This is a genomic window from Rhodococcus sp. ACT016, from assembly GCF_050477185.1.
GTDB lineage: Bacteria > Actinomycetota > Actinomycetes > Mycobacteriales > Mycobacteriaceae > Prescottella.
Genome location: NZ_JBEAET010000001.1, coordinates 5,807,711 through 5,828,551 on the forward strand (window position 1 = coordinate 5,807,711; position 20,841 = coordinate 5,828,551).

Below are 20,841 nucleotides of genomic sequence, written 5' to 3' on the forward strand. Positions count from 1 at the left end.
GTCGCAGTACAGCGATCGCCTGCTCGTGGGCCTGTCGGTCTGCGAGCAGGCGATCGCAGTCAGACCGGCGTGGTCGTCGCCGCGAACACGTCGACGATCGCGTCGCAGAACGCCGGCAGGTCGTGCGGATTGCGGCTCGACACCAGCGCGCCGTCGATGACGACCTCACGCTCGACGACGTTGCCGCCCGCGTTGCTGATGTCGGTGCGAATGCTCGGGTACGACGTCAGAGTGCGGCCGCGGACGACGTCGGCTTCTACCAAGGTCCACGGGCCGTGGCAGATCGCGCCGACAGGCTTCCCGGCCTCGACGAAATCGTGCACGAACGCAACGGCTTTCTTGTTCTGCCGGAGGTGGTCTGGATTGGTCGTTCCGCCGGGCAGGATCAGGGCATCGAAGTCGTCGATCGTCACGTCCGTTACGACGGCGTCGACGTCGTAACGCCCCGCGGTGTGGACGTCGCCCTTCATCGCCTGGATCCGTCCGATCGACAGCGACAGCAGTTGCGTGGTGGCGCCCGCCTGCTCGACAGCCTTGCGTGGCTCGACGAGTTCGGACTCCTCGACACCGTTGGTGGCGAGGATCGCGACGGTACGTCCCGTGAGTGTGCCGGTCATCGATGGCCCCTTCCGGTCAGTACGTGATGGCGATGGCCGTTTCCCTCGTGCGTTTCGGTTTCGGCATCGACCTCGGCGAGAACCGGGTCGAACGCTGGTCCGTCGTTGGGCGTGGTCATCTCGAGACCCGAACCCTGCCCGAAAACAAGGTGCCCGCCCAGGGCACCGCCGACCCCGACGGCACCGAGCGCGGCCGCGGACAGGCCCACGGCCAATGGTTTGGAGGCAGCGGGGTCGCGCCGACGCACGAGGAACGACGCGGCCATCAGCGCGATGCCGGTTGCGTTGGATCCGGCGTGAATCAGTCCTACTCGCCGCTGGCGGACGTCACGTTCGCTCCAGTCCGCCCAGCCGGTCGCGGTCGTCGGGAGCGAGGCGAGCAACCCGACGCCGATGAGCCGACACGCGCTGCGATGGTCGCCGAAGGAGTCGAAGATCAGGGAACTGGTCCATGCCCCGATCGGGATCGCGACGAGGGCCGGATGCACGGGATGGCCGAGCCAGTCGCCGCGCAGACGGTCGCCGATCGGCGTGCGCCCCAGCCCCGCCTGGATGCGGTGCTGGAGCGCGGCGCTGAACCCGTCCAGGAACGACGCGGACTCGGCCCGGTTGTACAGATGACGAAGATTCATGCTCCGCGACTACCCGGGACCCGCCCGGTCGAAACCCGCGGAAGAATCAGCCGCCCGGCGTCTCCGTCGGTCGCGGCGAGGCGGTACCCGACGGCGACGCCTTCACCGAGCCGTCGCTGACGTAGACCGTCACCGCCGACCCCGGCACCGCCAGGCCCGACGGCGCGCTGCCGGTGACGTTGCCCTTCGGGGCATCCGACTTGGTGTTCACCGGGTTCACCGTGAAACCGGCTGCCTTGAGTGCCGCCGCGGCGGCGTCCTGCGTCATGCCGACGACGTCGGGCACCTGCGCGTTCTGCGAGCCCTTGACGTACTTTTCGTCGACCGGGGGCAGCGCGGTGGGGCCGAAGTTGCCGACGATCGGCATCATCGCCTGGAACCACGTGCGGGCCGGCTCGGTGCCGCCGTACAGGTTGCCGTCACCGCACGGACGCAGTGGCGCCGAGCAGATCTCGCCGGGCGTCGTGGAGTCGCCGTACACCAGCACGCTCGCGGCCAGGTTGTTGGTGAACCCGAGGAATCCCGACGACATGTGGGACTCGGTGGTACCGGTCTTGCCCGACATCGGCAGCTTCCAGCCGGCCGCGTTGGCCGCCCCGTACGACGTGCCGCTCGGTTGGTCGTCCTTGCTCAGTGCCACCGACAGCGTGTCGGCCAGACCCGGATCGACCACCTGCTCGCAGGCCTCCTGCGTGATGGAGACCGGCTTGCCCTCGCGGTCGGTGATCGAGTCGATCGGCGTCGGCGGGCACCACTTGCCGTGCGACCCCAGCGTTGCCGCGACGTTGGCCAGTTCGAGCGGGTTGACCCACGTGGGGCCGAGCGTGAACGAGCCGAGGTTCTGCTGCTTCTGCATGTCCGCCATGCTCTGGTCACCGAATCCGGACGAGCCCGGCACCGTGTACGAGCGCAGGCCCAGCCGGACGGCCATGTCGACCGTCGGGGTGACGCCGGTGGACTCGATCAGCTTCACGAACGCGGTGTTCGGCGACTGTGCCAGCGCGTCGGTGACCGACAGCTTGGCCGCGTAGTTGGGGCTGGCGTTCTCGACGCAGTACGTGGCCGCGGGGCAGCCGCGTGCGCCACCGTTACCCATGCCGCGGGCCTCGAAGCGCCGGGGCACGTCGAGCACGGCGCTGGTGCCGAGGCCCTTCTCCATCGCTGCCGCCGTCGTGAAGATCTTGAAGATCGATCCGGCGCCGTGACCGACCAGCGTGTACGGCTGCGGCTGCACGGTCTGCTCTGCGGCGGTGTCGAGGCCGTAGCTGCGGCTCGACGCCATCGCCAGCACCCGGTGCTGGTCCTGGCCCGGCTGGACCACGTTCATCACGTTCGCGATGCCGTCGAGCTTCGGGTCGGCGTTGGCGACGAGCGCCGACTTCACCGACTTCTGCACCGTCGGGTCGAGGGTCGTCTTGATCGTGTAGCCGCCGCGGTTGATCTGGTCCCGGCTCAGGCCGGAGGCCGCGAGGTACTGCAGCGCGTAGTCGCAGAAGAAGCCCTGGTCGCCGGCGGCGATGCAGCCCCGCGGCAGAGCCTTCGGCTCGGGGAGCATGCCGAGCGGGGCGGCCTTGGCGGCCCGGATCTCGGCGGCCCGGTCGGGGATGTTCGCGATCATCGTGTCCAGGACCGTGTTGCGGCGCTCGAGCACACCGTCCGGGTTCGTGTACGGATTCAGTGCCGAGCTGGACTGCACCATGCCGGCCAGCATCGCCGACTGCGTCAGGTCCAGGTCCTTGGCGTCGACACCGAAGTACGTCTGGGCGGCGTCCTGGATGCCGAACGAGCCGTTGCCGAACGGCACCAGGTTCAGGTACCGGGTGAGGATCTCGTCCTTGCTCAGCTTCTTGTCGAGGGTCAGCGCCATCCGGATCTCGCGGATCTTACGGGCGGGCGTGGTCTCGATCGCGGCGCGTCGCTCGGCATCGTTCTTGGCGACCACCAGTAGTTGGTAGTTCTTGACGTACTGCTGGTCGATCGTCGAGGCGCCCTGCTGTACCTCGCCGCTTGTCGTGTTCGTCATGAACGCGCGCAGCGTGCCCTGCCAGTCGACGCCCTTGTGGTCGGCGAAGCGCTTGTCCTCGATCGAGACCAGCGCCAACTTCATCTCGTTGGAGATCTGGTCGCTCGGTACTTCGAACCGGCGCTGCTCGTACATCCACGCAATCGGGTTGCCGGCGACGTCCGTCATCGTCGTCACCGCCGGGACGGTGCCCTCGACGAGCTCCGCGGAGACGTTGTCGACGGCGTCGGTGGCGCGGTTGGAGGCGAAGCCGAAGCCTCCTGCCAGCGGAAACATCACTCCGGCGAGGAGGACACCGGCGAGTGCGGAACATCCCGCGAGCTTGGCGATCGTTTTGGCTCTCGACACGATCTACAGAGTACGTCGAACGGACCGACTGTCCCGGTGGACGACCCGAACTGGACGCTCGTTCGACGACGAACAGCCGCTTTGACCCGGGCAAATGCGACGAAGAATGCACGCGCGTACCAGAATCTACGCTCTCGATCTTGCGCTGCGAGCGATCTTTACCTAAATTAGCTCCAGTCAGTGTGATACAGCTAACACTGGATTAGGAATGTGGTGCAGTCCTCACGTGATAGCGGAGGTCTGCGTGTACATCCTGAGCGCCGTGGGGAACGGCGTTCGGACTGAAGGGGAACCGAATGCACATGACCAGCCCCGCCTCGAGACTCGACTACGAGCAGGCAGAAGCTCGTATTCAGTGGGTCGCGCAGGCACGATGCCGTGAAATCGACCCCGATCAACTTTTCGTACGTGGCGCAGCTCAGCGCAAGGCGGCAACCATCTGCAGGCACTGCCCGGTGCTCATGCAGTGCGGTGCCGACGCGCTCGACAACCGGGTCGAGTTCGGTGTCTGGGGAGGCATGACCGAACGTCAGCGCCGGGCGCTGCTCAAGCAGCACCCCGAGGTCGAGTCCTGGGCCGACTTCTTCGAGGCTCAGCGCCAGCACCAGTCCGCAGTCTGATCACTTTCGACCACATCCGAGTCGGCCCTCGTCGGGGAGTAGGTCCGATCGGAACGACAACGTCGTGGACGCAGCGGCGCCCGGTCGCCGCTGCGTTCGCGTGTGGGGGCGGGGCGTCAGCCCTGACGGGTGAGCTGATCGGCCACGGCGCGCAGCGCCTCGAGGTCGGAGACCTCGAACGGCAGTGACGGCACCCCGATGATCGGTACGTGCTGGTGCGACGCCGTGAACCGGCTGAGCAGCCGCACCTCGCGCTTCGCGGTCACGGCCCGATGCGCATGCACCCGCAGGACTGCCGAGGTCAGCTCGTTCGCCGCGTCGGCCGGCTCGCTCTCGTCCAGCAGATCCGCGCCCGTGAGGGCGTGATCGGCGGACAGCGAGCACAGCGTCGGGTGGGTCCGGTTGAGCACCAGACCCGCCAGCGGCATCCGATCGCCGGACAGCCGGTCCACGAAGAACGCTGCCTCGCGCAGCGCGTCGGGCTCGGCGGCCGCGATCACCACGAACTGCGTGCCCTCCTGCCGCAGCAGCTCGTATGTGCGGGTCGCGCGTTCCCGGAAGCCGCCGAACATCGAGTCCAGTGACTGCACGAACGCCGACGCGTCGGACAGCATCTGACTGCCCACCACCGTCGAGACGCCCTTCAGCGCCAGTCCCATCGCGCCCGTCACCAGCCGGCCGATGCCGCGCCCGGGCGCGGTCAGCAGCCGGATCATCCGGCCGTCGAGGAAGGCGCCCAGGCGCTGCGGCGCGTCGAGGAAGTCGAGTGCGTTGCGCGACGGCGGGGTGTCGACGACCACCAGGTCCCACCGGTCGTCGGCCGCGAGCTGCCCCAGCTTCTCCATCGCCATGTACTCCTGCGTGCCGGAGAACGACGTGGCGACCGTTTGATAGAAGGGGTTGGACAGGATCTGTGCCGCCTTGTCCGGCGCCGAGTGCTCGAGCACCATCTCGTCGAACGTGCGGCGCATGTTCAGCATCATCGCGTGCAGCTCACCGGTCGAACCGGGTGCCAGCTCTACCAGCTGCGGCTCGTTGTCGAGGTCCTGCACCCCGAGTGCCTGCGCCAGCCGGCGGGCCGGATCGATCGTCAGGACCGCGACGCGTCGACCCTGCTCGGCGGCACGCAGAGCCATCGACGCCGCGGTGGTCGTCTTGCCGACGCCGCCCGCGCCGCAACACACGACGATGCGGGTCTTCGGGTCGGCGAGGACGCCGCCGAGGTCGAGCGCCGGGGCGGTGCGCGGCGGGTTCATCGCACACCCTGCTCGGTCAGGCGCTCGGCGAGCTCGTAGAGCCCACCGAGGTCGACGCCGTCCACCAGCGCGGGCAGATGCATGCGGGCCACCTTCACGTCGTCGAGCTGTGCGGCGCTCTCGTCCTGAGCGGCCAGGGTGGCCGCATGCTCGATCGCCTCGGTCAGCAGACCGGCGAAGTCGTCGTCCGAGAGCGTGATCCCGGCCGTGGCGAGGCCCTTGTGGATCGCCTCCGCGTCGATCCGGCCCTTCGCGGCGTCGGCGAGCGCAGCCTGGTCCAGGAAGGCGGTGTTGGTGCGGTTGACGATCACCGTTCCCAGGTGCAGGCCGGCGGCCTCGAGCTCGGCGACGGCGTCGGTGGTCTCCTGCACCGGCAGGGCCTCGAGCAGTGTCACGAGATGGACGACGGTCTCGGTCGAATGCAGCAGGCGCACCACGCCCTGGCTCTGCGAGTGGATCGGGCCGCCCTTCGCGAGCTCCGACATCGCGCGGGTCACGTCGAGGAACTTGCCGATCCGACCCGTCGGGGGTGCATCCACCACGACGGCGTCGTACACGCGGCGACCGGACTTGTCGGTGCGCACCGCGCACTCCTTGATCTTGCCGGTGAGCAGGACGTCGCGCAGGCCGGGTGCCAGCGTCGTCGCGAACTCGACGGCGCCGATCTTCTTCATCGCGCGGCCGGCGAAGCCGAGGTTGTAGAACATGTCGAGGTACTCGAGGAATGCGGTTTCGAGGTCGACCGCGAGCGCGACCACCTCACCGCCGCCCTCGGCGGTGGCGATCTTGGTCTCCTGCGGTGGGAGCGGCGGCACGTCGAACAGCTGCGCGATGCCCTGCCGGCCCTCCACCTCGATCAGCAGCACGCGCCGTCCGCCGGACGCGAGCGCGAGCGCCAGCGCGGCGGCCACGGTGGACTTTCCCGTCCCGCCCTTGCCGGAGACGAAGTGCAGTCGTGCCGCGTCGGCGATGGGAGGCCATCCCGGGTCGCCGGAGTCCGGCCGCGTGTCTGTCGGTGCTGCCACGGGCACGAGCCTATAAGTCGAGGAGCGCGCACGTGCGGGGGATAGGCTCAGCGGCATGAGTGAATTGACTACCTGGGAGTACGCCACTGTGCCGCTGCTCACGCACGCGACCAAGGCGATCCTCGACCAGTGGGGTGGGGACGGTTGGGAACTGGTGACCGTGCTTCCCGGTCCGACGGGCGAGCAGCACGTGGCCTACCTCAAGCGTCCGAAGGGCTGAGACCGTGGCAGACACCGCACAGTCCTGGACCGCGCGCCTGGCCGAACTCGGCATCGAACTGCCGCCGGTGGCTGCGCCCGTCGCGGCGTACGTGCCGGCCGTCCGCACCGGAAACCATGTCCACACCTCGGGTCAGCTGCCGTTCGTCGACGGCAAGCTCCCGCTCGTGGGCAAGGTCGGGTCCGACGTGTCCGAGGCCGACGCCAAGGCGGCCGCCCGCCAGTGCGCGCTGAACGCGCTCGCCGCGGTGGACGCCCTGGTCGGCCTCGATTCGATCGTGCGCATCGTCAAGGTCGTGGGCTTCGTGGCCTCGGCTGAGGGCTTCACCGGCCAGCCCGGCGTGATCAACGGCGCGTCCGAGTTCCTCGGTGAGGTGTTCGGCGACGCCGGCATCCACGCCCGCTCGGCCGTCGGCGTCGCCGAGCTGCCGCTCGGGTCGCCCGTCGAGGTCGAGCTCATCGCCGAGGTGCGCTGAACGAATTCCACAGTCGCTGAGCCGCATTCCCGGAAGGGGATGCGGCTCAGTCGTTTTCGAGGTTCCGTGCGTTGGCCTGGTCGACGAGCCGACGCATGCAGCCCACCGCGAGTTCCGCGGGACCCTCCGGGCCGGTGACGGGGGCGTCGCTCGCCGCCCACGTCTCGACCGCGATGCGCATCGCCGCGTTCGCGGCGGCCGCCACGAGCCGGACGGTCAGCGGATCGGCGTCGGGGCCCATCAGCGGGGTCAGCGCCTCGACCAGGGCCTCCTCCGAATCATGTTGCACACGAAGCCATACCGCCCGCAGATCCGGTTCGTCGTGGACGGTCCGGAGCAGCCCCCGCGTCCACTCCAGCATCTCCTCGGTGGGGTACTCCGACGGCGTCAGCGCCTGCCGCGTTGCCCGTTCGAGGGCCTGCCCGACGGTTTCGTCGGCCGGCGCCGCCGGGTCTCCGAGGTGGGCGATCCATCCCGTCACCCCGCCCGCGAGCAGCGGCGCGACGGAGTCCTCCTTGGTGCGGAAGTAGCGGTAGAACGTGCGCAGGCCGATCCCGGCCGCGGCCGCGATCTGCTCGGCCGTCACCGACGACGCGCCCCGCGCCGAGAACAGTTCGGCCGCGCGGCGGGAGATCTCGAGTTGGGTCTGCGCCTTCCGTCGCTCGGTCAGCGACGTCACAGGCTGCACGCCGGGCATGTTCTGGGCTCCTCCGCTTATGTCGGATCGCAGACTACCGGTCCTGTTCCGAAGAAATGCGTGACACAACGTGCCATATCGGCCTACTGTGCCAATAGGTCCACAACACGACTCTAGATCACCCAGGAGAGATCATGAAGCGATTCGAAGGCCGTCGAGTACTCATCACCGGCGCCGGATCCGGTATCGGGCAGGCCACGGTCGCCCGCATCCTCGAGGAGGGCGGCATCGTCGTCGGCGCCGACGTGTCCGAGGCCGGGCTGGAGACGACGCGTGAGCGGGCCGCGGCGGCCGGCACCGCCGACCGACTGAGCACCGCGGTCGTGGACATCTCCAACGAGGACTCGGTGCGCGACTCGATCGGTGGCGCGATCAAGAACCTCGGCGGCCTCGACGTGCTGATCAACGCCGCGGGCATCCTGCGGTCCTCGCACACCGACAAGACCACCCTGGAGTTCTGGAACACCGTGGTCGGGGTCAACCTGACCGGCACGTTCCTGGTCACCCGCGAGGCGCTGCCCGCGCTGCTCGAGTCGGGCAAGGGTGTCGTGGTGAACTTCAGCTCCACCTCCGCGCACTTCGCGCACCCCTACATGGCCGCGTACGCCGCCACCAAGGGCGGCATCCGCTCGTTCACCCACGCGATCGCGCTCGAGTACGCCAAGCAGGGCCTGCGCGCCGTCGCCGTCGAACCCGGCAGCATCGCGTCCGGCATGACCAGCGCTCCGGGCTTCCCGGAGGACGTCGATCCGAGCCTGATCGGCAAGCTCTACCCGTGGATCGGCGACGGCTTCGCGCCGCCGGAGGATGTGGCCGGTGTGATCGCGATGCTCGCCTCCGACGACGGCAAGTTCGTCACCGGCACCGAGATCCGCATCGACGGCGGCACCCACATGTGAGTGCGCTTGCGCCGCACCAGGTGTCGGGCTGATCGGACGCGCGTTCGGTGGAGTCGTACAGTGAGACCGGTCTCGGTTCCGGATTCCACCGAACACGCTGTCTGCCCGTCAGGAAGGTGCGTCGATGACGCTTCAGCACCCCGCGTACGCCCAGTTGCGCCAGGTCACGCCCGTCGCGGCGGTCATGCTCGAGAACAACCCGAGCATGTACTCGCTGGAGGGCACGAACACCTGGATCCTGCGGGCGCCCGGCAGTGACGAGTGCGTCGTCGTCGATCCGGGCGACGACGACCCCGAGCATCTGGCACGGGTCGCGGGCGTCGGCACCGTGGTGCTGACGCTGATCTCGCACCGTCACCACGACCACACCGGCGGCATCGACCGGTTCTTCGAACTGACCGGTGCCCCGGTGCGCGCGGTCCGTGAGGAGTTCCGCCGCGGCGGTGGCGGAGGCCTCGAGCACGACGAGATCGTCGAGGCCGCCGGCCTGACCCTCCGGGTGCTGCGCACGCCCGGGCACACCGCCGACTCGGTGTCGTTCGTGATCGAGGGGGAGGGGTCGGTGCTCACCGCCGACACCATCCTCGGCCGCGGCACCACCGTCCTCGACGCGTCGGACGGCAATCTGCGCGACTACCTCTCCTCGCTCGAGATCCTCATCGGCCTGGGCCCCGGCCGCACCGTGCTACCGGGGCACGGGCCGCACCTGCCCGACCTCCAGGCGGTTGCGAAGTACTACCTGGCGCACCGCGAGGAGCGCCTGGCGCAGGTCCGGGGCGCCCTCGACGTCCTCGGTGACGACGCCAACGTGCGTGCGGTGGTCGAGCACGTCTACACCGACGTCGACGAGACGCTGTGGCCCGCCGCCGAGCAGTCCGTGCGGGTGCAGCTCGAGTATCTGCGGGGCTGAGCCCCCGACCACCGAACCCATCCGATGACGCAGGAGCGCCGGGAGACGGCGGCCCGGGATGGTGAGGAGACGGCGTTTGGCGAGCTCGTCGAGCAGTATCGGCGCGAGCTGCAGGTGCACTGCTACCGGATTGTCGGCTCGTTCGAGGAGTCCGAGGATCTGGTGCAGGAGACCTTCCTGCGGGCCTGGCGCAAACGGGAGAGCTTTCAGGGTCGTTCCACCTTCCGTGCGTGGCTCTACCGGATCGCGACCAATGCCTGCCTCGACTTTCTCGACCGGCACCCGCGCCAACCGTCCCCGCGGGAGGTGGCGCGGGCAAGCGATCCGAACGGGCCGCCCCCGGATGCGATCCGGTGGTTGCAGCCCTACCCGGACCGGTTGCTGGAGCCGATGGAGCCGGACGCCGCCGCGGTCGGCAAGGAGACCATCGAACTGGCGTTTCTGGTCGCAGTCCAGCACCTGCCTCCCCGGCAACGGGCGGTGCTGATCCTCCGAGACGTGCTCGGCTGGTCGGCCGCCGAAACTGCCGCGGCGCTGGGGTTGACCATCGCCGCGGTGAAGAGCGCCCTGCAGCGGGCACGCCCGACCTTGAGGGAGCACCTTCCACGACGTCGCGAGGAGTGGGCGCCGTCGACGCCTGCGACGGCGCAGGAGCGGGCACTGCTGCAGCGCTTCATGGACGCCCACGAGAGGTCCGACGCGGCGGCGTTCGCCCAGTTGCTCCGTGAGGACGTGCGGTTGACGATGCCTCCGCTTCCCTTCTGGTCCTGCGGTCGCGAGGCAGTCACGGGCTTCGCCGAGCACGCCTTCGGGCCGGACTCGCCGCTGTATCGGGCGCGGTGGCGGAGTGTGCCCACCCGAGCGAACCGGCAGCCCGCGGTAGCGGGGTACGTCCGGCCGCCGGGAGCGGCCGAGTATCAGGCTCAGGTGCTCAACGTGTTGAGGGTCGAGGGCGGGAAGATCGCCGAGATCACCGCCTTCGAGCCGCACCTGTTCAAGGCGTTCGATCTGCCGATGACACTGTCCTAGCCGCCGGGCAGCGATTCCTTTTCGGCCTCCTCACCGTCTCGACTGTGGACGACCTCGATACGCGAGGTCGACGACAATGAGGGAGTACCGATGGGGATCGAGGATCGCCGCATGACCGACACCCGCGTCACCCAGCCCGCAACGTACGTCCTGATCCACGGCGCGGGGGCCGACTCCTGGTGCTGGCACCGCGTCCGCCCGCTGCTCGAAGCGGCCGGGCACACCGTGATCACACCCGACCTGCCCGTCTCCGACGACACCGCCGGTCTGACCGAGTACGTCGACACCGTGCGGCGGGCCGTCGGCAGCCGAGAGCACGTGATTGTGGTCGCGCACTCCTTCGGCGGCTTCGTCGGACCGATCGCTGCCGAAAGTCTCGGGGCCGACCTGCTCGTCCTGCTGCACGCCATGATTCCCCGACCCGGCGAAGCCCCCGGCCAGTGGTGGAGCGCGACCGGCCACGAGGAGGCGCGTCGACGCGACGACGAGCTGCACGGCACGGCAGCCGACGAGGTCGAGTTCTGGGCCCACGACACACCCCCAGCGCTCGCCGCCGAAGCCATGCGACGCGCCATCCCGCAAAGCGTCACCCCGTTCACCGAGCCGTGGCCCATGGACCACTGGCCACACACTCCCACCCGTGTCCTCCTCAGCCGAGGTGACCGCTTCCTCCCCGCCGAATTCCTCGAGACGGTGACGGCGGACCGGCTCGGTATCGCGGCCGACACCATGCCCGGCGACCACCTGCCGATGCTCGGCCACCCCGAATGCGTCGTCGAACGGCTCGAGACCTACCGCAGTGCGCTCAGCGCCGACGGAACCAGCCACCCGCAATGACCGATCGCGGCGACGATCGGCACGTATGTCGAACAGGGCATGGGAGGAAGCTGTTTTGGTATTTGTTCGGTATGGATCGGGGCTCGACCATTGATCCATGACTTCATCCCTCGACGGCTGGATCCGTAACTTCGTCGACGGCGAATTCGTCGATCCCGATCCCCAGCGCGGCTTCGACCGGATCGATCCGGCGACCGGTCGCGTGCTCGCGCAGGTGCACGAGGCCGACCAGGCTCTGGTCGACCGCGCAGTGACCTCGGCGCGTCGTGCGCTCGACGGCGGCTGGGCCGACACCCCGGTCCGGGACCGTGCCGCGCTCCTGCGCCGCGCCGCGGACCGGATCGAGGAACGCTTCGAGGAGTTCGTCGCGGCCGAGATGGCGGACACCGGCAAACCGATCACCCAGGCGCGCGAGCTCGACGTCGCCCGCGCGCTCACGAACTTCCGGACCTTCGCCGACATCGTGTCCGCGGCCGGTCAGGAATCGTTCATGACCGACCTGCCCGGCGGCCGGCAGGCGCTGAACTACGCGGTGCGCAAACCGCTCGGCGTGGTCGCGGTCATCGTGCCGTGGAACCTGCCGCTGCTGCTGCTCACGTGGAAGGTCGCACCCGCGCTGGCGTGCGGCAATGCAGTGGTCGTCAAGCCCAGCGAGGAGACCCCTGCGACGGCGACCCTGCTCGCGGAGGTGCTCGCGGAGGTCGGTCTGCCGGCGGGTGTCTACAACGTCGTGCACGGCTTCGGCGGCAATTCCGCCGGCGAGTACCTGACCACCCACCCGGGCATCGACGGCGTCACCTTCACGGGCTCGTCCGCGACCGGATCGCACGTGATGAAAACCGTTGCGCCCCGGGTGCGTCCGGTGTCCTTCGAGCTGGGCGGCAAGAACGCGGCGATCGTGTTCGACGACGTCGACCTCGACGAGGCGCTCACCGGACTCACCAAGTCGGTGTTCACCAACACCGGGCAGGTGTGCCTGTGCACCGAGCGGGTGTACGTGCACCGCTCGATCTTCGACGACGTCGCGACCGGTCTGGCCGAGCGTGCCGAGCAGTTGCGTCTGGGTGACCCCACCGACGGTTCGACCACCACCGGTCCGCTGATCTCGCAGGCGCACCGCGAGAAGGTGCTCAGCTTCTTCCGGATGGCGGAGCAGTCCGGCGCGAAGGTCCTCACCGGCGGCGGAATCCCCGATCTCGGTGAGAAGTTCGCGTACGGGTCCTGGATCCAGCCGACGCTGTGGACGGGGCTGACCAACGAGGACCCGGTACTCCGGGAGGAGATCTTCGGTCCGGTCGCCGCGCTGGTGCCGTTCGACACCGAGGAGGAGGCCATCGCGCTGGCGAACGACACCAAGTATGGTCTCGCCGCGGCGGTGTGGACCAACGACCTCCGTCGCGGCCATCGCGTGGCGCAGAAAATGAACGTCGGAATCTCTTGGGTCAACACGTGGTTCACGCGTGAGCTGCGATCGCCGTTCGGCGGGGTCGGGCTCTCCGGAATCGGACGCGAGGGCGGCGAGTCGTCGCTGCACTTCTACACCGAGCCCACGAACGTGTGCGTGGCGCTGTGATCGACAAGAACATGATCGTGGGAAGCGGGTACTGATGTCACTGAGCAGCAAGGAAATCGCGGCGCTGGCCGAACGCCTGGACGAGGCGCAGACCGGGATCCACGACACGACGAGCCTCGCGGACGACACCGACGTCGACATCGACGACGCGTACCGCATCCAGGAGGCCGTCGTCGCGCAGCGCCTCGGTCGCGGCGAGCAGCTCGTCGGTGTGAAACTCGGATTCACCAGCAAGGCCAAGATGGCGCAGATGGGGGTCTCCGACGTGATCGTCGGACGCCTCACCGACGCGATGCGCGTCGCGGACGCCGGGGAAGTGGCACTGCGCCGCTTCATCCACCCGAAGATCGAACCCGAGGTTGCCTACCGGCTCTGCCGCGATGTCGACCTCGACGACCCGACGGTGGACATCGTCTCCTGCGTCGACGCCGTCGCACCGGCCATGGAGATCATCGACTCCCGCTACCGCGACTTCCGTTTCACGTACACCGATGTCGTCGCGGACAACACGTCGGCGGCAGCGTACGTGATCGGGGCGTGGTCCGACGTGCAGGACGTCGCCGACCGCGCGGTACGGATGACGGTCGGCGACGACACGGTCACCGGATCGACCGCGGCGATCCTCGACGACCCGGTCAACGCGCTGCACGCGCTGCTCGACATGTGCCGGCGCCGCCGGATTCCGCTGCGCGCCGGGGACGTCGTGCTCGCGGGCGCGGCGACCGCCGCAGCGCCGTTGACCGAGGCCGTCGCCCGCTGCGAGATCGCCGGATTGGGCATCGTGACAGTGAAGGGAATCGCATGAGCGACAACGCCGCCAAGGTCATCGAGCGTCTGGCCACGCCGCGCGGACGCTTCCCGCACGTGAAGGTGGCGGGCGACTTCGTGTACGTCTCCGGTACCAGCTCCCGTCGCCCGGACAACACGTTCGTCGGCGTCGAGGTCGACGAGATGGGGACCTCGAACCTCGACATCCGCGCCCAGACCCGCGCGGTGATCGAGAACATCCGATCGATCCTCGCGGAGGTCGGCGCCGGCCTCGACGACCTCGTGCAGGTGACGTCGTACCTGGTGTCGATGAACGACTTCGGTGGATACAACGAGGTGTACGCCGAGATGTTCGACGAATCCGGACCTACCCGTACCACCGTTGCGGTGCACCAGCTTCCGCATCCGCACCTGCTCATCGAGATCCAGGGCGTCGCCTACCTGCCCGCTCATCGCCGCATCAACGCCCCCGACACGGAGGACCGCTCATGACCGTCATCCCGCCCGTCATCGACTTCCAGAAGTGGATCGCCGAGAACAGGCACCTGCTCGCGCCGCCGGTCAACAACCAGACCATGGCGCTCGGCGACGACTTCATCGTGCAGGTCGTCGGCGGCCCCAACGAGCGCACCGACTACCACCTCGACCCGTACGAGGAGTGGTTCTATCAGATCGAGGGCGACATCCACGTCGATGTCATGACCGAGGACGGACCGCAGCGGGTTCACATCCGCGAGGGCGAGACCTGGCTGCTCCCCGGCAATCTCCCGCACTCGCCGCAACGCCCGACCGCCGGTTCCATCGGTCTGGTCATCGAGCGTGTGCGCCGGGAGGGCACCCTCGAGACGTTCCAGTGGTACTGCCTCGAGTGCAACCACCTGATCCACGAGATCGAACTCCAGGTGCGCGACATCGTCGCCGATCTGCCGCCGGTGTTCGTGCAGTTCTACGAGGACGAGCAGGCGCGCACGTGCAGCAACTGCGGTGCCCTGCACCCCGGAAAGGGCTGACGTGAGCGGCATCATCGACGTCCACACCCACTACGTCCCCAAGGGGTGGCCGGACCTGACCGGCGACGCGGGCCCGAACGCCCCGTGGCTGCGGGTCGAGAGCGAGTCCGAGGCCGTCATCATGATGGGCTCCAAGGAGTTCCGTCGGATCCAGTCCGACGCCTGGGATGCGGAGACGCGGCTGCGGGACATGGACGCCGACGGCGTCCGGACCCAGGTGGTCTCGCCCACACCGGCGTTCTTCAACTACGGGCGGTCCGGTGAGCAGGCCGAGCGGATCTCGCGCATCTTCAACGATCTCGCGCTCGAGATCGTCGCGCCGGCACCCGACCGGCTGATCCCGTTCTGCCAGGTCCCGTTGCAGGACGCCGACGCGGCCTGCCGCGAGGTGGAGCGCTGTGTCGCCAACGGGCACCGCGGCGTCGAGATCGGCAACCACGTCGGCGACCGCGACCTCGACAGCGAGGGCGTGGTGACGTTCCTGCAGCACTGCGCATCGCTCGACGTCCCGGTGTTCGTGCATCCGTGGGACATGGATTCGTCGCCGCGACTGGACCGGTGGATGGCGCAGTGGCTCACCGCGATGCCCGCCGAGACGCACCTGTCGATCCTCGCGCTGATCCTCGGCGGCGTCTTCGACCGCATCGACGAGCGCCTGAAGATCGGATTCGCCCACGGCGGTGGATCGTTCGCGTTCTGGCTCGGCAGGATGGAGAACGCGTGGCACCGGCGCAACGACATCATCGGCACGTCCGAGATGCCGCCGTCGCACTACCTCGGCCGGTTCTACGTGGACTCCGTGGTGTTCGACGATCGGGCTCTGCGCCTGCTGGTCGACACCGTCGGTGTCGAGCGTGTGATGGTGGGCAGCGACTACCCGTACCCGCTCGGGGAGCGCCCGGTGGGTGAGGTGGTGCGCAAGAGCGGGTTCCTGGAGGAGGCGGAGCGCCGGTTGATCCAGCGCGGCAACGCCGAGCGATTCCTCGGGATCTCCGATATTGCCTGAGGCATAGCCAAATTGAGATACCCAGCGGCCGATTCGGCATTTGTGAGTCATGTCTCACGACGGCAGAATCTTCCCCACGAGGCCGATGAGGCCGCTGGATTCTCTTGGTGAAGAACGGATCTCGACGATCCGACCGCCTCCCCCCGACACCCGATAGGTATCTGCGATGACCGACAGCACGACACGAGGTAGCGCCGCCGCCTCCGCCCCGGCCGCGCGCAGCCGTGTCGCCATGGCGACACTGGCCGGCACCACGCTCGAGTGGTACGACTTCTTCCTCTACGGAACCGCCGCTGCGCTGATCTTCAACAAGCAGTTCTTCCCCAGTCTGAGCCCCACCGCCGGAACGCTCGCCGCGTTCAGCACGTTCGCGGTCGGGTTCATCGCCCGCCCCCTCGGCGGTCTGGTGTTCGGCCACTTCGGCGACCGGATCGGCCGCAAGGCGACGCTGGTGGTCTCCCTGCTGATGATGGGTATCGGATCGACGCTGATCGGTCTCATCCCGAACTACGAGGCGATCGGCGTCTGGGCGCCGATCCTCTTGGTCGCGATGCGTGTGGTGCAGGGCATCGGGCTGGGCGGCGAGGGCGCCGGCGCGACGCTGATGTCGATGGAGCATGCCCCGGCCGGGAAGAAGAACCTCTACGCGGGCTTCCCGCAGATGGGCACCCCGGCCGGGCTCGTGCTCGCCAACGGCATCTTCCTCACGACCAGTTCGGTGATGTCCGACAGCGCGTTCACCTCGTGGGGCTGGCGTATCCCGTTCGTGCTCAGCATCGTGCTGGTGGCCATCGGACTGGTCATCCGACTGCGGGTCACCGAGTCGCCGTCCTTCACCGGGATCCTCGAGAAGAACGAGGTGTCGAAGTTCCCGCTTCGCGAGGCGCTCGACGTCGGCTTCACCCGGCTCGCGCTCACGCTCCTGGCGGTGCTCGCGAATTCTGCTGTCGCATACGCCTTCATGGTGTTCTCGCTGTCGTACGGCACGCAGCATCTCGGCTACGACAAGCAGTTCCTGATTCTCAGCGTGACGGCGGCCGCGGTGCTGTGGTTCCTGTCGATTCCGGTGTGGACCAAGGTTGCCGACAAGCACGGCCGCCGCACGATGTTCATCGCCGGCTCGGCCGCGATCCTGGCGTGGTGCGTGGTGTTCTTCCCGCTGCTCAACACCGAGAACTCGGTTGTCGCGGTGATCGCCTTCCTCGGAATGGGCCTCATCGTCCCGGTGACCCACTGCGTGCAGGGCAGCATCATCGCCGACACGTTCCCGGCGAAGGTGCGGTACTCGGGATCGTCGCTGATTCTGCAGAGCGGCGCCATCCTCGGCGGTGGACTCGCGCCGATGATCGCCACCGCGCTGCTCGACGCCACGGGATCGTCCACCGGTGTCACGTGGTACCTCGCGACCATCTGCACGATCAGCCTCTTCGGTGCCATCGCGCTGTTCCGGATGGTGCCGGACTCGTCGCGCGGACTGCAGCACGACGAGGAGGCCGCGGTCGTCCGCGCCTGAACCACGTCGGGTGAACCGGAGCCGTCCACCATTCCGGTGGGCGGCTCCGGTTCATTCCGGTTCAGGACCGGCCGGGTGCGATCTCGGCGGCGAACTCTGCCAGGAAGTCCACCAGCGCCGAGGCCGACGGGCTCAGGGTGCGCCCGGCCGACAGGGTGATCCCGACGCTGTGGCCGATCGGATCGAGCGTGATCGGCAGCGTGGTGAGCCGGGCGTCGTCGCGGGGGATCAGGCTGGGGAGGGCCGCAACCATGTCGGTCTCGAGCAGCAGCTGTCGCACCGTCAGGAACGAGGTGGCCTCCACCCGGTTCTCCGGGAGGGGCAGGCCGTTACGGGCGAAGAACTCCTCGAGCTCGCGGCGCAGTGCGGTCTCGACACCCGGCAGGATCCACGGGTACCCGGCGAGATCGCTCAGTTGCAGGTTCGGCCGGCCCGCGAGCGGGTGTCCCAGACGAGTCACGAGTTCCACCGATTCGGCGTAGAGCGTGCGTCGCACGGCCATCTCGTCGGTGGGTGAGGTGAGTCGGCCCACGATGAGATCGATTCGCCCGGATTGTAGTTCGGTCAGCAGCATTTCCGGCGTTCCCTCCCGGACCGACACGGTCAACAGGGGGCGCTCGGACTTCAACCGCGCGATGGCGCCGGGCAGCAGGACGTTCGAGCCGGCGAGATGAGTGCCCACGACCACGGTTCCGCGATCGGCGTCGGCGAGTTCGACGACGTGCCGCCCGGCCTGGGTGAGTTGCGCGATGACCGCGCGGGCGTGCGCGGTGAACGCCTCACCGAAGATCGTGGGGGTGATGCCGCGTGGACCCCGGTCGTACAGCGAGACACCGAGAATCGACTCGAGATCGTGCAGGCTGCGCGTCGCGACCGGTTGGGTGACGTGGAGTGCCGCGGCCGCCGCGACGACACTTCCCTGGCTGGTCAATGCGTCGACGAGGAGCAGATGGCGGAGCTTGAGGCGCCCGTCGAGCAGTTTGGGCATGTCCATGGAGGGGATCCTATCGACGTGCCGAATCGGCGAATACCGTAAGCGATTTGGTGGTTGCAAGGCGCAACCTTCCTGCGGTGAGGCAGGTTTCGCTCCGGGCCCTGCGGCGAAGATCAGAGCGTGGTCTCGAGGCCCGCGAACAGCCCGAGTAGCGCGGCACTCAGCGCCGAGTCGCGGTCGGCGAGGTCGAGGAAGACGTCGTAGTGGTTGCGGTTGGGAATCACGAGCAGTTCGCTCTCGGACCGGCGGCTCCACTCGTGGTGGAAGCTTCGGCTCTGCTCGAGGAAACCGACACCGTCGTGTTCGGCGACCGCGATCACCGCCCGAGGGCCCGCCTGGTCGGTCTGCAGCATCGGGCTCAGTGCACCGGCCCGCGAGACGTCGAGGCCGAGCCACTCGTTCGCGAACGAGTTCACGAGCGGCCGGATGTCGAACAGTCCGCTGATCGGCATCGCTGCCCGAACGACGTCCGGCGGTAGACCCAGCGGATCCTGCCAGCCCGGCACCATCGTCGTGGCCGTCAGGTGCCCGCCGGCCGAACTGCCTCCGACCACGATGCGATCGGGGTCCAATCCGTGGTCGGCCCCGTGGTGGTAGACCCACGCGACCGCGGCCCGCACCTGCCGGACGATCTCCTCGAGGGGCGTGTCCGGTGCGAGCCCGTAGTCGACCGAGACGGTGGCGATGCCTTCGGCGTCGAGCATGCGCGCCATGAAGGCCGTGTGGTGTCGGGACAGTGCGCGCCAGTAGCCGCCGTGGATCGCGACGTATGCCGGGCGTAGCCCGCTCCCCGTGCCCCACACGTCGAGGCGTTCGCCGCTGTGCGGGTCGTATCGCAGATCTGCGAAGCCGTCGAGGTCGCGCACGACCTTCCGCGAAAGCTGCCGGTACTCCTCGATCGTGGAGTCGAACAGTTCGGCGGAGACGGTGTTGCGGACGTTGTAGTCCGCATCGATCTGCGGGTCGGTCATCCCTCCATCCTCTGGGGCGAATCCGATGCCTGTCGAATGCGAAATCCGAGGCGAGATATGACCGTGCTGCTATGGCTCGGTGTATCGAACGACGAAGCGCCCGTCCCCGGCGTGGGGACGGGCGCTTCGGTCCGTTCGATGCTGTCGCTCGTGCGATCAGCGAGCGCGACGCGCCAGACGCTCCGAGTCGGAGATCAGGACGCTCTTGCCCTCGAGGCGCAGCCAGCCGCGGTGTGCGAAGTCGGCCAGTGCCTTGTTCACGGTCTCGCGGGACGCGCCGACGAGCTGGGCGATCTCTTCCTGCGTGAGGTCGTGCGTCACGCGGAGCGAACCGGCCTCCTGGGTGCCGAAGCGCTGTGCGAGCTGCAGCAGCGCCTTGGCGACGCGACCCGGGACGTCGGTGAAGATCAGGTCGGCAAGGTTGTTGTTGGTGCGACGCAGGCGGCGCGCGAGGACGCGCAGCAGCTGCTCGGCGATCTCCGGACGCTGGTCGATCCACGACTTGAGGGCGTCGCGATCCATGCTGACGGCGCGGACCTCGGTGACCGTGGTGGCCGTCGACGTGCGCGGACCCGGATCGAAGATCGACAGCTCGCCGAACATGTCGGACGGACCCATGATCGTCAGCAGGTTCTCGCGGCCGTCCGGCGAACGGCGGCCGAGCTTCACCTTGCCGGAGACGATGATGTACAGCCGGTCACCGGGCTCGCCCTCGTTGAAGATGACGTGCCCGCGGGGGAAATCGACGGGCTGAAGCTGCTTGACCAGCGCAGCCACCGCCGAGGGCTCGACTCCTTGGAAGATGCCGGCTCTGGCCAGAACCTCGTCCACGTGCGCTCCTTTGGAAAAAACGTTCATCAATGCAAGTTGCTGCACGTCGACTGGGTCTCATGCAACGAGTACGCGAACAAAGTCTACTTGGCATAGCTGTGTGACGAGTCACGGACACCGCGTAGAGTTCTACAACTTTGCGAAGAATCCTTCCCGGGTTTACTCACCAACGGGGCGGACGAAGTCTCGTGGGGCCGGAACGCAGGCCCGCTACCAGTGCAATCAGCTCGCGCGACGGGCACTCTCCGCGGTCGTGGTGTCGCGGTCGGCGTCGTCGGAATCAGTCGGGCCGCCCCGCTTGCGGCGACGATGGAACCGGGCGAGCGCGTGTGGGAAGCCCTCGGACGCGAGCGTTGCAACCTCGTCCTGGCTCGCCTGGTCGAGGAACTCCGCGACCTCCTGCTCGCGGACCGTCAACCGCCGAAGCCGGAACTCGACCCGCTCCATGGCCAGTGCGAACAGCATGAGCAGCACAGGAAACAGCACGACAGCCAGACCTTGCATAACGGGAAGTAAACACTGCGAAGGTCTCAGAAGCGACACAGTCCGGAATCCGATCGGCACGCCAGTACGTAGAGTTGTCGAGG

23 protein-coding genes are annotated in these 20,841 nt (G+C 68.2%); 13 read left to right on the forward strand and 10 right to left on the reverse strand.

What is annotated here, in order from left to right:
• Positions 1 to 59: 59 nt before the first annotated feature.
• The 3 genes from ACQ5DX_RS26580 to ACQ5DX_RS26590 are packed head-to-tail and all read right to left on the reverse strand — an operon-like array spanning position 60 to position 3,602.
• Entirely contained in the window at positions 60 to 617 is a 558-nt protein-coding gene (locus tag ACQ5DX_RS26580; RefSeq protein WP_430335450.1) for a type 1 glutamine amidotransferase domain-containing protein, read from the reverse strand.
• Positions 614 to 1,249 carry a DUF2231 domain-containing protein gene (locus ACQ5DX_RS26585; RefSeq protein ID WP_430335451.1) on the reverse strand — a complete coding sequence of 212 codons (636 nt, stop codon included), beginning with the start codon at positions 1,247 to 1,249 and terminating at the stop codon, positions 614 to 616. Before ACQ5DX_RS26585 ends, ACQ5DX_RS26580 begins: the two co-directional genes overlap by 4 nt.
• Positions 1,250 to 1,295: 46 nt before the next feature.
• Entirely contained in the window at positions 1,296 to 3,602 is a 2,307-nt protein-coding gene (locus ACQ5DX_RS26590) for a transglycosylase domain-containing protein (RefSeq protein WP_430335810.1), read from the reverse strand.
• 314 nt (positions 3,603 to 3,916) lie between these two features.
• Here ACQ5DX_RS26590 and ACQ5DX_RS26595 point away from each other — a divergent pair, with 314 nt between their 5' ends.
• A complete protein-coding gene (locus ACQ5DX_RS26595) occupies positions 3,917 to 4,240 on the forward strand; it encodes a WhiB family transcriptional regulator (RefSeq protein ID WP_430335452.1) in 324 nt (107 codons plus the stop codon).
• Between the two features lie 116 nt (positions 4,241 to 4,356).
• Here the strand turns inward: ACQ5DX_RS26595 and ACQ5DX_RS26600 are convergent, their stop codons facing one another.
• Together ACQ5DX_RS26600 and ACQ5DX_RS26605 are read right to left on the reverse strand one after the other, a co-directional pair.
• Positions 4,357 to 5,496, reverse strand: a complete 1,140-nt coding sequence (locus ACQ5DX_RS26600) for an ArsA family ATPase (RefSeq protein WP_430335453.1) — start codon at positions 5,494 to 5,496, stop codon at positions 4,357 to 4,359.
• Positions 5,493 to 6,578 (reverse strand): ArsA-related P-loop ATPase, encoded by a 1,086-nt coding sequence (locus ACQ5DX_RS26605; protein ID WP_430335454.1) that lies wholly within the window; start codon positions 6,576 to 6,578, stop codon positions 5,493 to 5,495. The genes ACQ5DX_RS26600 and ACQ5DX_RS26605 overlap by 4 nt, the downstream gene beginning before the upstream one ends.
• Between ACQ5DX_RS26605 and ACQ5DX_RS26610 the strand changes: the two genes are divergently transcribed.
• Together ACQ5DX_RS26610 and ACQ5DX_RS26615 are read left to right on the forward strand one after the other, a co-directional pair.
• The gene (locus tag ACQ5DX_RS26610; protein ID WP_005515911.1) at positions 6,577 to 6,741 is read left to right on the forward strand and encodes a DUF4177 domain-containing protein; all 165 of its coding nucleotides are present in this window, start codon (positions 6,577 to 6,579) and stop codon (positions 6,739 to 6,741) included. The genes ACQ5DX_RS26605 and ACQ5DX_RS26610 overlap by 2 nt on opposite strands.
• A gap of 4 nt (positions 6,742 to 6,745) precedes the next feature.
• The gene (locus ACQ5DX_RS26615; protein ID WP_430335455.1) at positions 6,746 to 7,216 is read left to right on the forward strand and encodes a RidA family protein; all 471 of its coding nucleotides are present in this window, start codon (positions 6,746 to 6,748) and stop codon (positions 7,214 to 7,216) included.
• Between the two features lie 46 nt (positions 7,217 to 7,262).
• Here the strand turns inward: ACQ5DX_RS26615 and ACQ5DX_RS26620 are convergent, their stop codons facing one another.
• Complete coding sequence (locus ACQ5DX_RS26620) at positions 7,263 to 7,913, reverse strand: TetR family transcriptional regulator (RefSeq protein WP_430335456.1); 651 nt, start codon at positions 7,911 to 7,913, stop codon at positions 7,263 to 7,265.
• A 134-nt stretch (positions 7,914 to 8,047) separates the two neighbouring features.
• Here ACQ5DX_RS26620 and ACQ5DX_RS26625 point away from each other — a divergent pair, with 134 nt between their 5' ends.
• From ACQ5DX_RS26625 to ACQ5DX_RS26670, 10 genes are all read left to right on the forward strand, one after another.
• A complete protein-coding gene (locus tag ACQ5DX_RS26625; RefSeq protein ID WP_430335457.1) occupies positions 8,048 to 8,812 on the forward strand; it encodes an SDR family NAD(P)-dependent oxidoreductase in 765 nt (254 codons plus the stop codon).
• A gap of 124 nt (positions 8,813 to 8,936) precedes the next feature.
• Positions 8,937 to 9,722 (forward strand): MBL fold metallo-hydrolase, encoded by a 786-nt coding sequence (locus ACQ5DX_RS26630; protein WP_430335458.1) that lies wholly within the window; start codon positions 8,937 to 8,939, stop codon positions 9,720 to 9,722.
• Between the two features lie 24 nt (positions 9,723 to 9,746).
• Positions 9,747 to 10,751 carry a sigma-70 family RNA polymerase sigma factor gene (locus tag ACQ5DX_RS26635; RefSeq protein ID WP_430335459.1) on the forward strand — a complete coding sequence of 335 codons (1,005 nt, stop codon included), beginning with the start codon at positions 9,747 to 9,749 and terminating at the stop codon, positions 10,749 to 10,751.
• A 111-nt stretch (positions 10,752 to 10,862) separates the two neighbouring features.
• Positions 10,863 to 11,588, forward strand: a complete 726-nt coding sequence (locus tag ACQ5DX_RS26640; protein WP_430335460.1) for an alpha/beta fold hydrolase — start codon at positions 10,863 to 10,865, stop codon at positions 11,586 to 11,588.
• Between the two features lie 97 nt (positions 11,589 to 11,685).
• Complete coding sequence (locus ACQ5DX_RS26645; RefSeq protein ID WP_430335461.1) at positions 11,686 to 13,161, forward strand: 2-hydroxymuconic semialdehyde dehydrogenase; 1,476 nt, start codon at positions 11,686 to 11,688, stop codon at positions 13,159 to 13,161.
• 34 nt (positions 13,162 to 13,195) lie between these two features.
• Complete coding sequence (locus ACQ5DX_RS26650; protein WP_430335462.1) at positions 13,196 to 13,966, forward strand: 2-keto-4-pentenoate hydratase; 771 nt, start codon at positions 13,196 to 13,198, stop codon at positions 13,964 to 13,966.
• Positions 13,963 to 14,421: a RidA family protein gene (locus tag ACQ5DX_RS26655; RefSeq protein ID WP_430335463.1), complete on the forward strand. Its 459-nt coding sequence runs from the start codon at positions 13,963 to 13,965 to the stop codon at positions 14,419 to 14,421. The genes ACQ5DX_RS26650 and ACQ5DX_RS26655 overlap by 4 nt, the downstream gene beginning before the upstream one ends.
• Positions 14,418 to 14,939, forward strand: a complete 522-nt coding sequence (locus ACQ5DX_RS26660; RefSeq protein WP_430335464.1) for a 3-hydroxyanthranilate 3,4-dioxygenase — start codon at positions 14,418 to 14,420, stop codon at positions 14,937 to 14,939. Before ACQ5DX_RS26655 ends, ACQ5DX_RS26660 begins: the two co-directional genes overlap by 4 nt.
• Position 14,940: 1 nt before the next feature.
• Positions 14,941 to 15,945: an amidohydrolase family protein gene (locus ACQ5DX_RS26665; RefSeq protein WP_430335465.1), complete on the forward strand. Its 1,005-nt coding sequence runs from the start codon at positions 14,941 to 14,943 to the stop codon at positions 15,943 to 15,945.
• Between the two features lie 166 nt (positions 15,946 to 16,111).
• On the forward strand, positions 16,112 to 17,458 hold the full coding sequence (locus ACQ5DX_RS26670) for an MFS transporter (protein ID WP_430335466.1): 1,347 nt from the start codon (positions 16,112 to 16,114) through the stop codon (positions 17,456 to 17,458).
• Between the two features lie 61 nt (positions 17,459 to 17,519).
• Here the strand turns inward: ACQ5DX_RS26670 and ACQ5DX_RS26675 are convergent, their stop codons facing one another.
• From ACQ5DX_RS26675 to ACQ5DX_RS26690, 4 genes are all read right to left on the reverse strand, one after another.
• Positions 17,520 to 18,452, reverse strand: a complete 933-nt coding sequence (locus tag ACQ5DX_RS26675) for a LysR substrate-binding domain-containing protein (protein ID WP_430335467.1) — start codon at positions 18,450 to 18,452, stop codon at positions 17,520 to 17,522.
• 113 nt (positions 18,453 to 18,565) lie between these two features.
• Positions 18,566 to 19,423 (reverse strand): alpha/beta hydrolase, encoded by an 858-nt coding sequence (locus ACQ5DX_RS26680; protein ID WP_430335468.1) that lies wholly within the window; start codon positions 19,421 to 19,423, stop codon positions 18,566 to 18,568.
• A 156-nt stretch (positions 19,424 to 19,579) separates the two neighbouring features.
• The gene (locus ACQ5DX_RS26685) at positions 19,580 to 20,254 is read right to left on the reverse strand and encodes a Crp/Fnr family transcriptional regulator (protein ID WP_005515884.1); all 675 of its coding nucleotides are present in this window, start codon (positions 20,252 to 20,254) and stop codon (positions 19,580 to 19,582) included.
• A gap of 222 nt (positions 20,255 to 20,476) precedes the next feature.
• Positions 20,477 to 20,758, reverse strand: a complete 282-nt coding sequence (locus ACQ5DX_RS26690; RefSeq protein ID WP_430335469.1) for a hypothetical protein — start codon at positions 20,756 to 20,758, stop codon at positions 20,477 to 20,479.
• Positions 20,759 to 20,841: the final 83 nt, after the last annotated feature.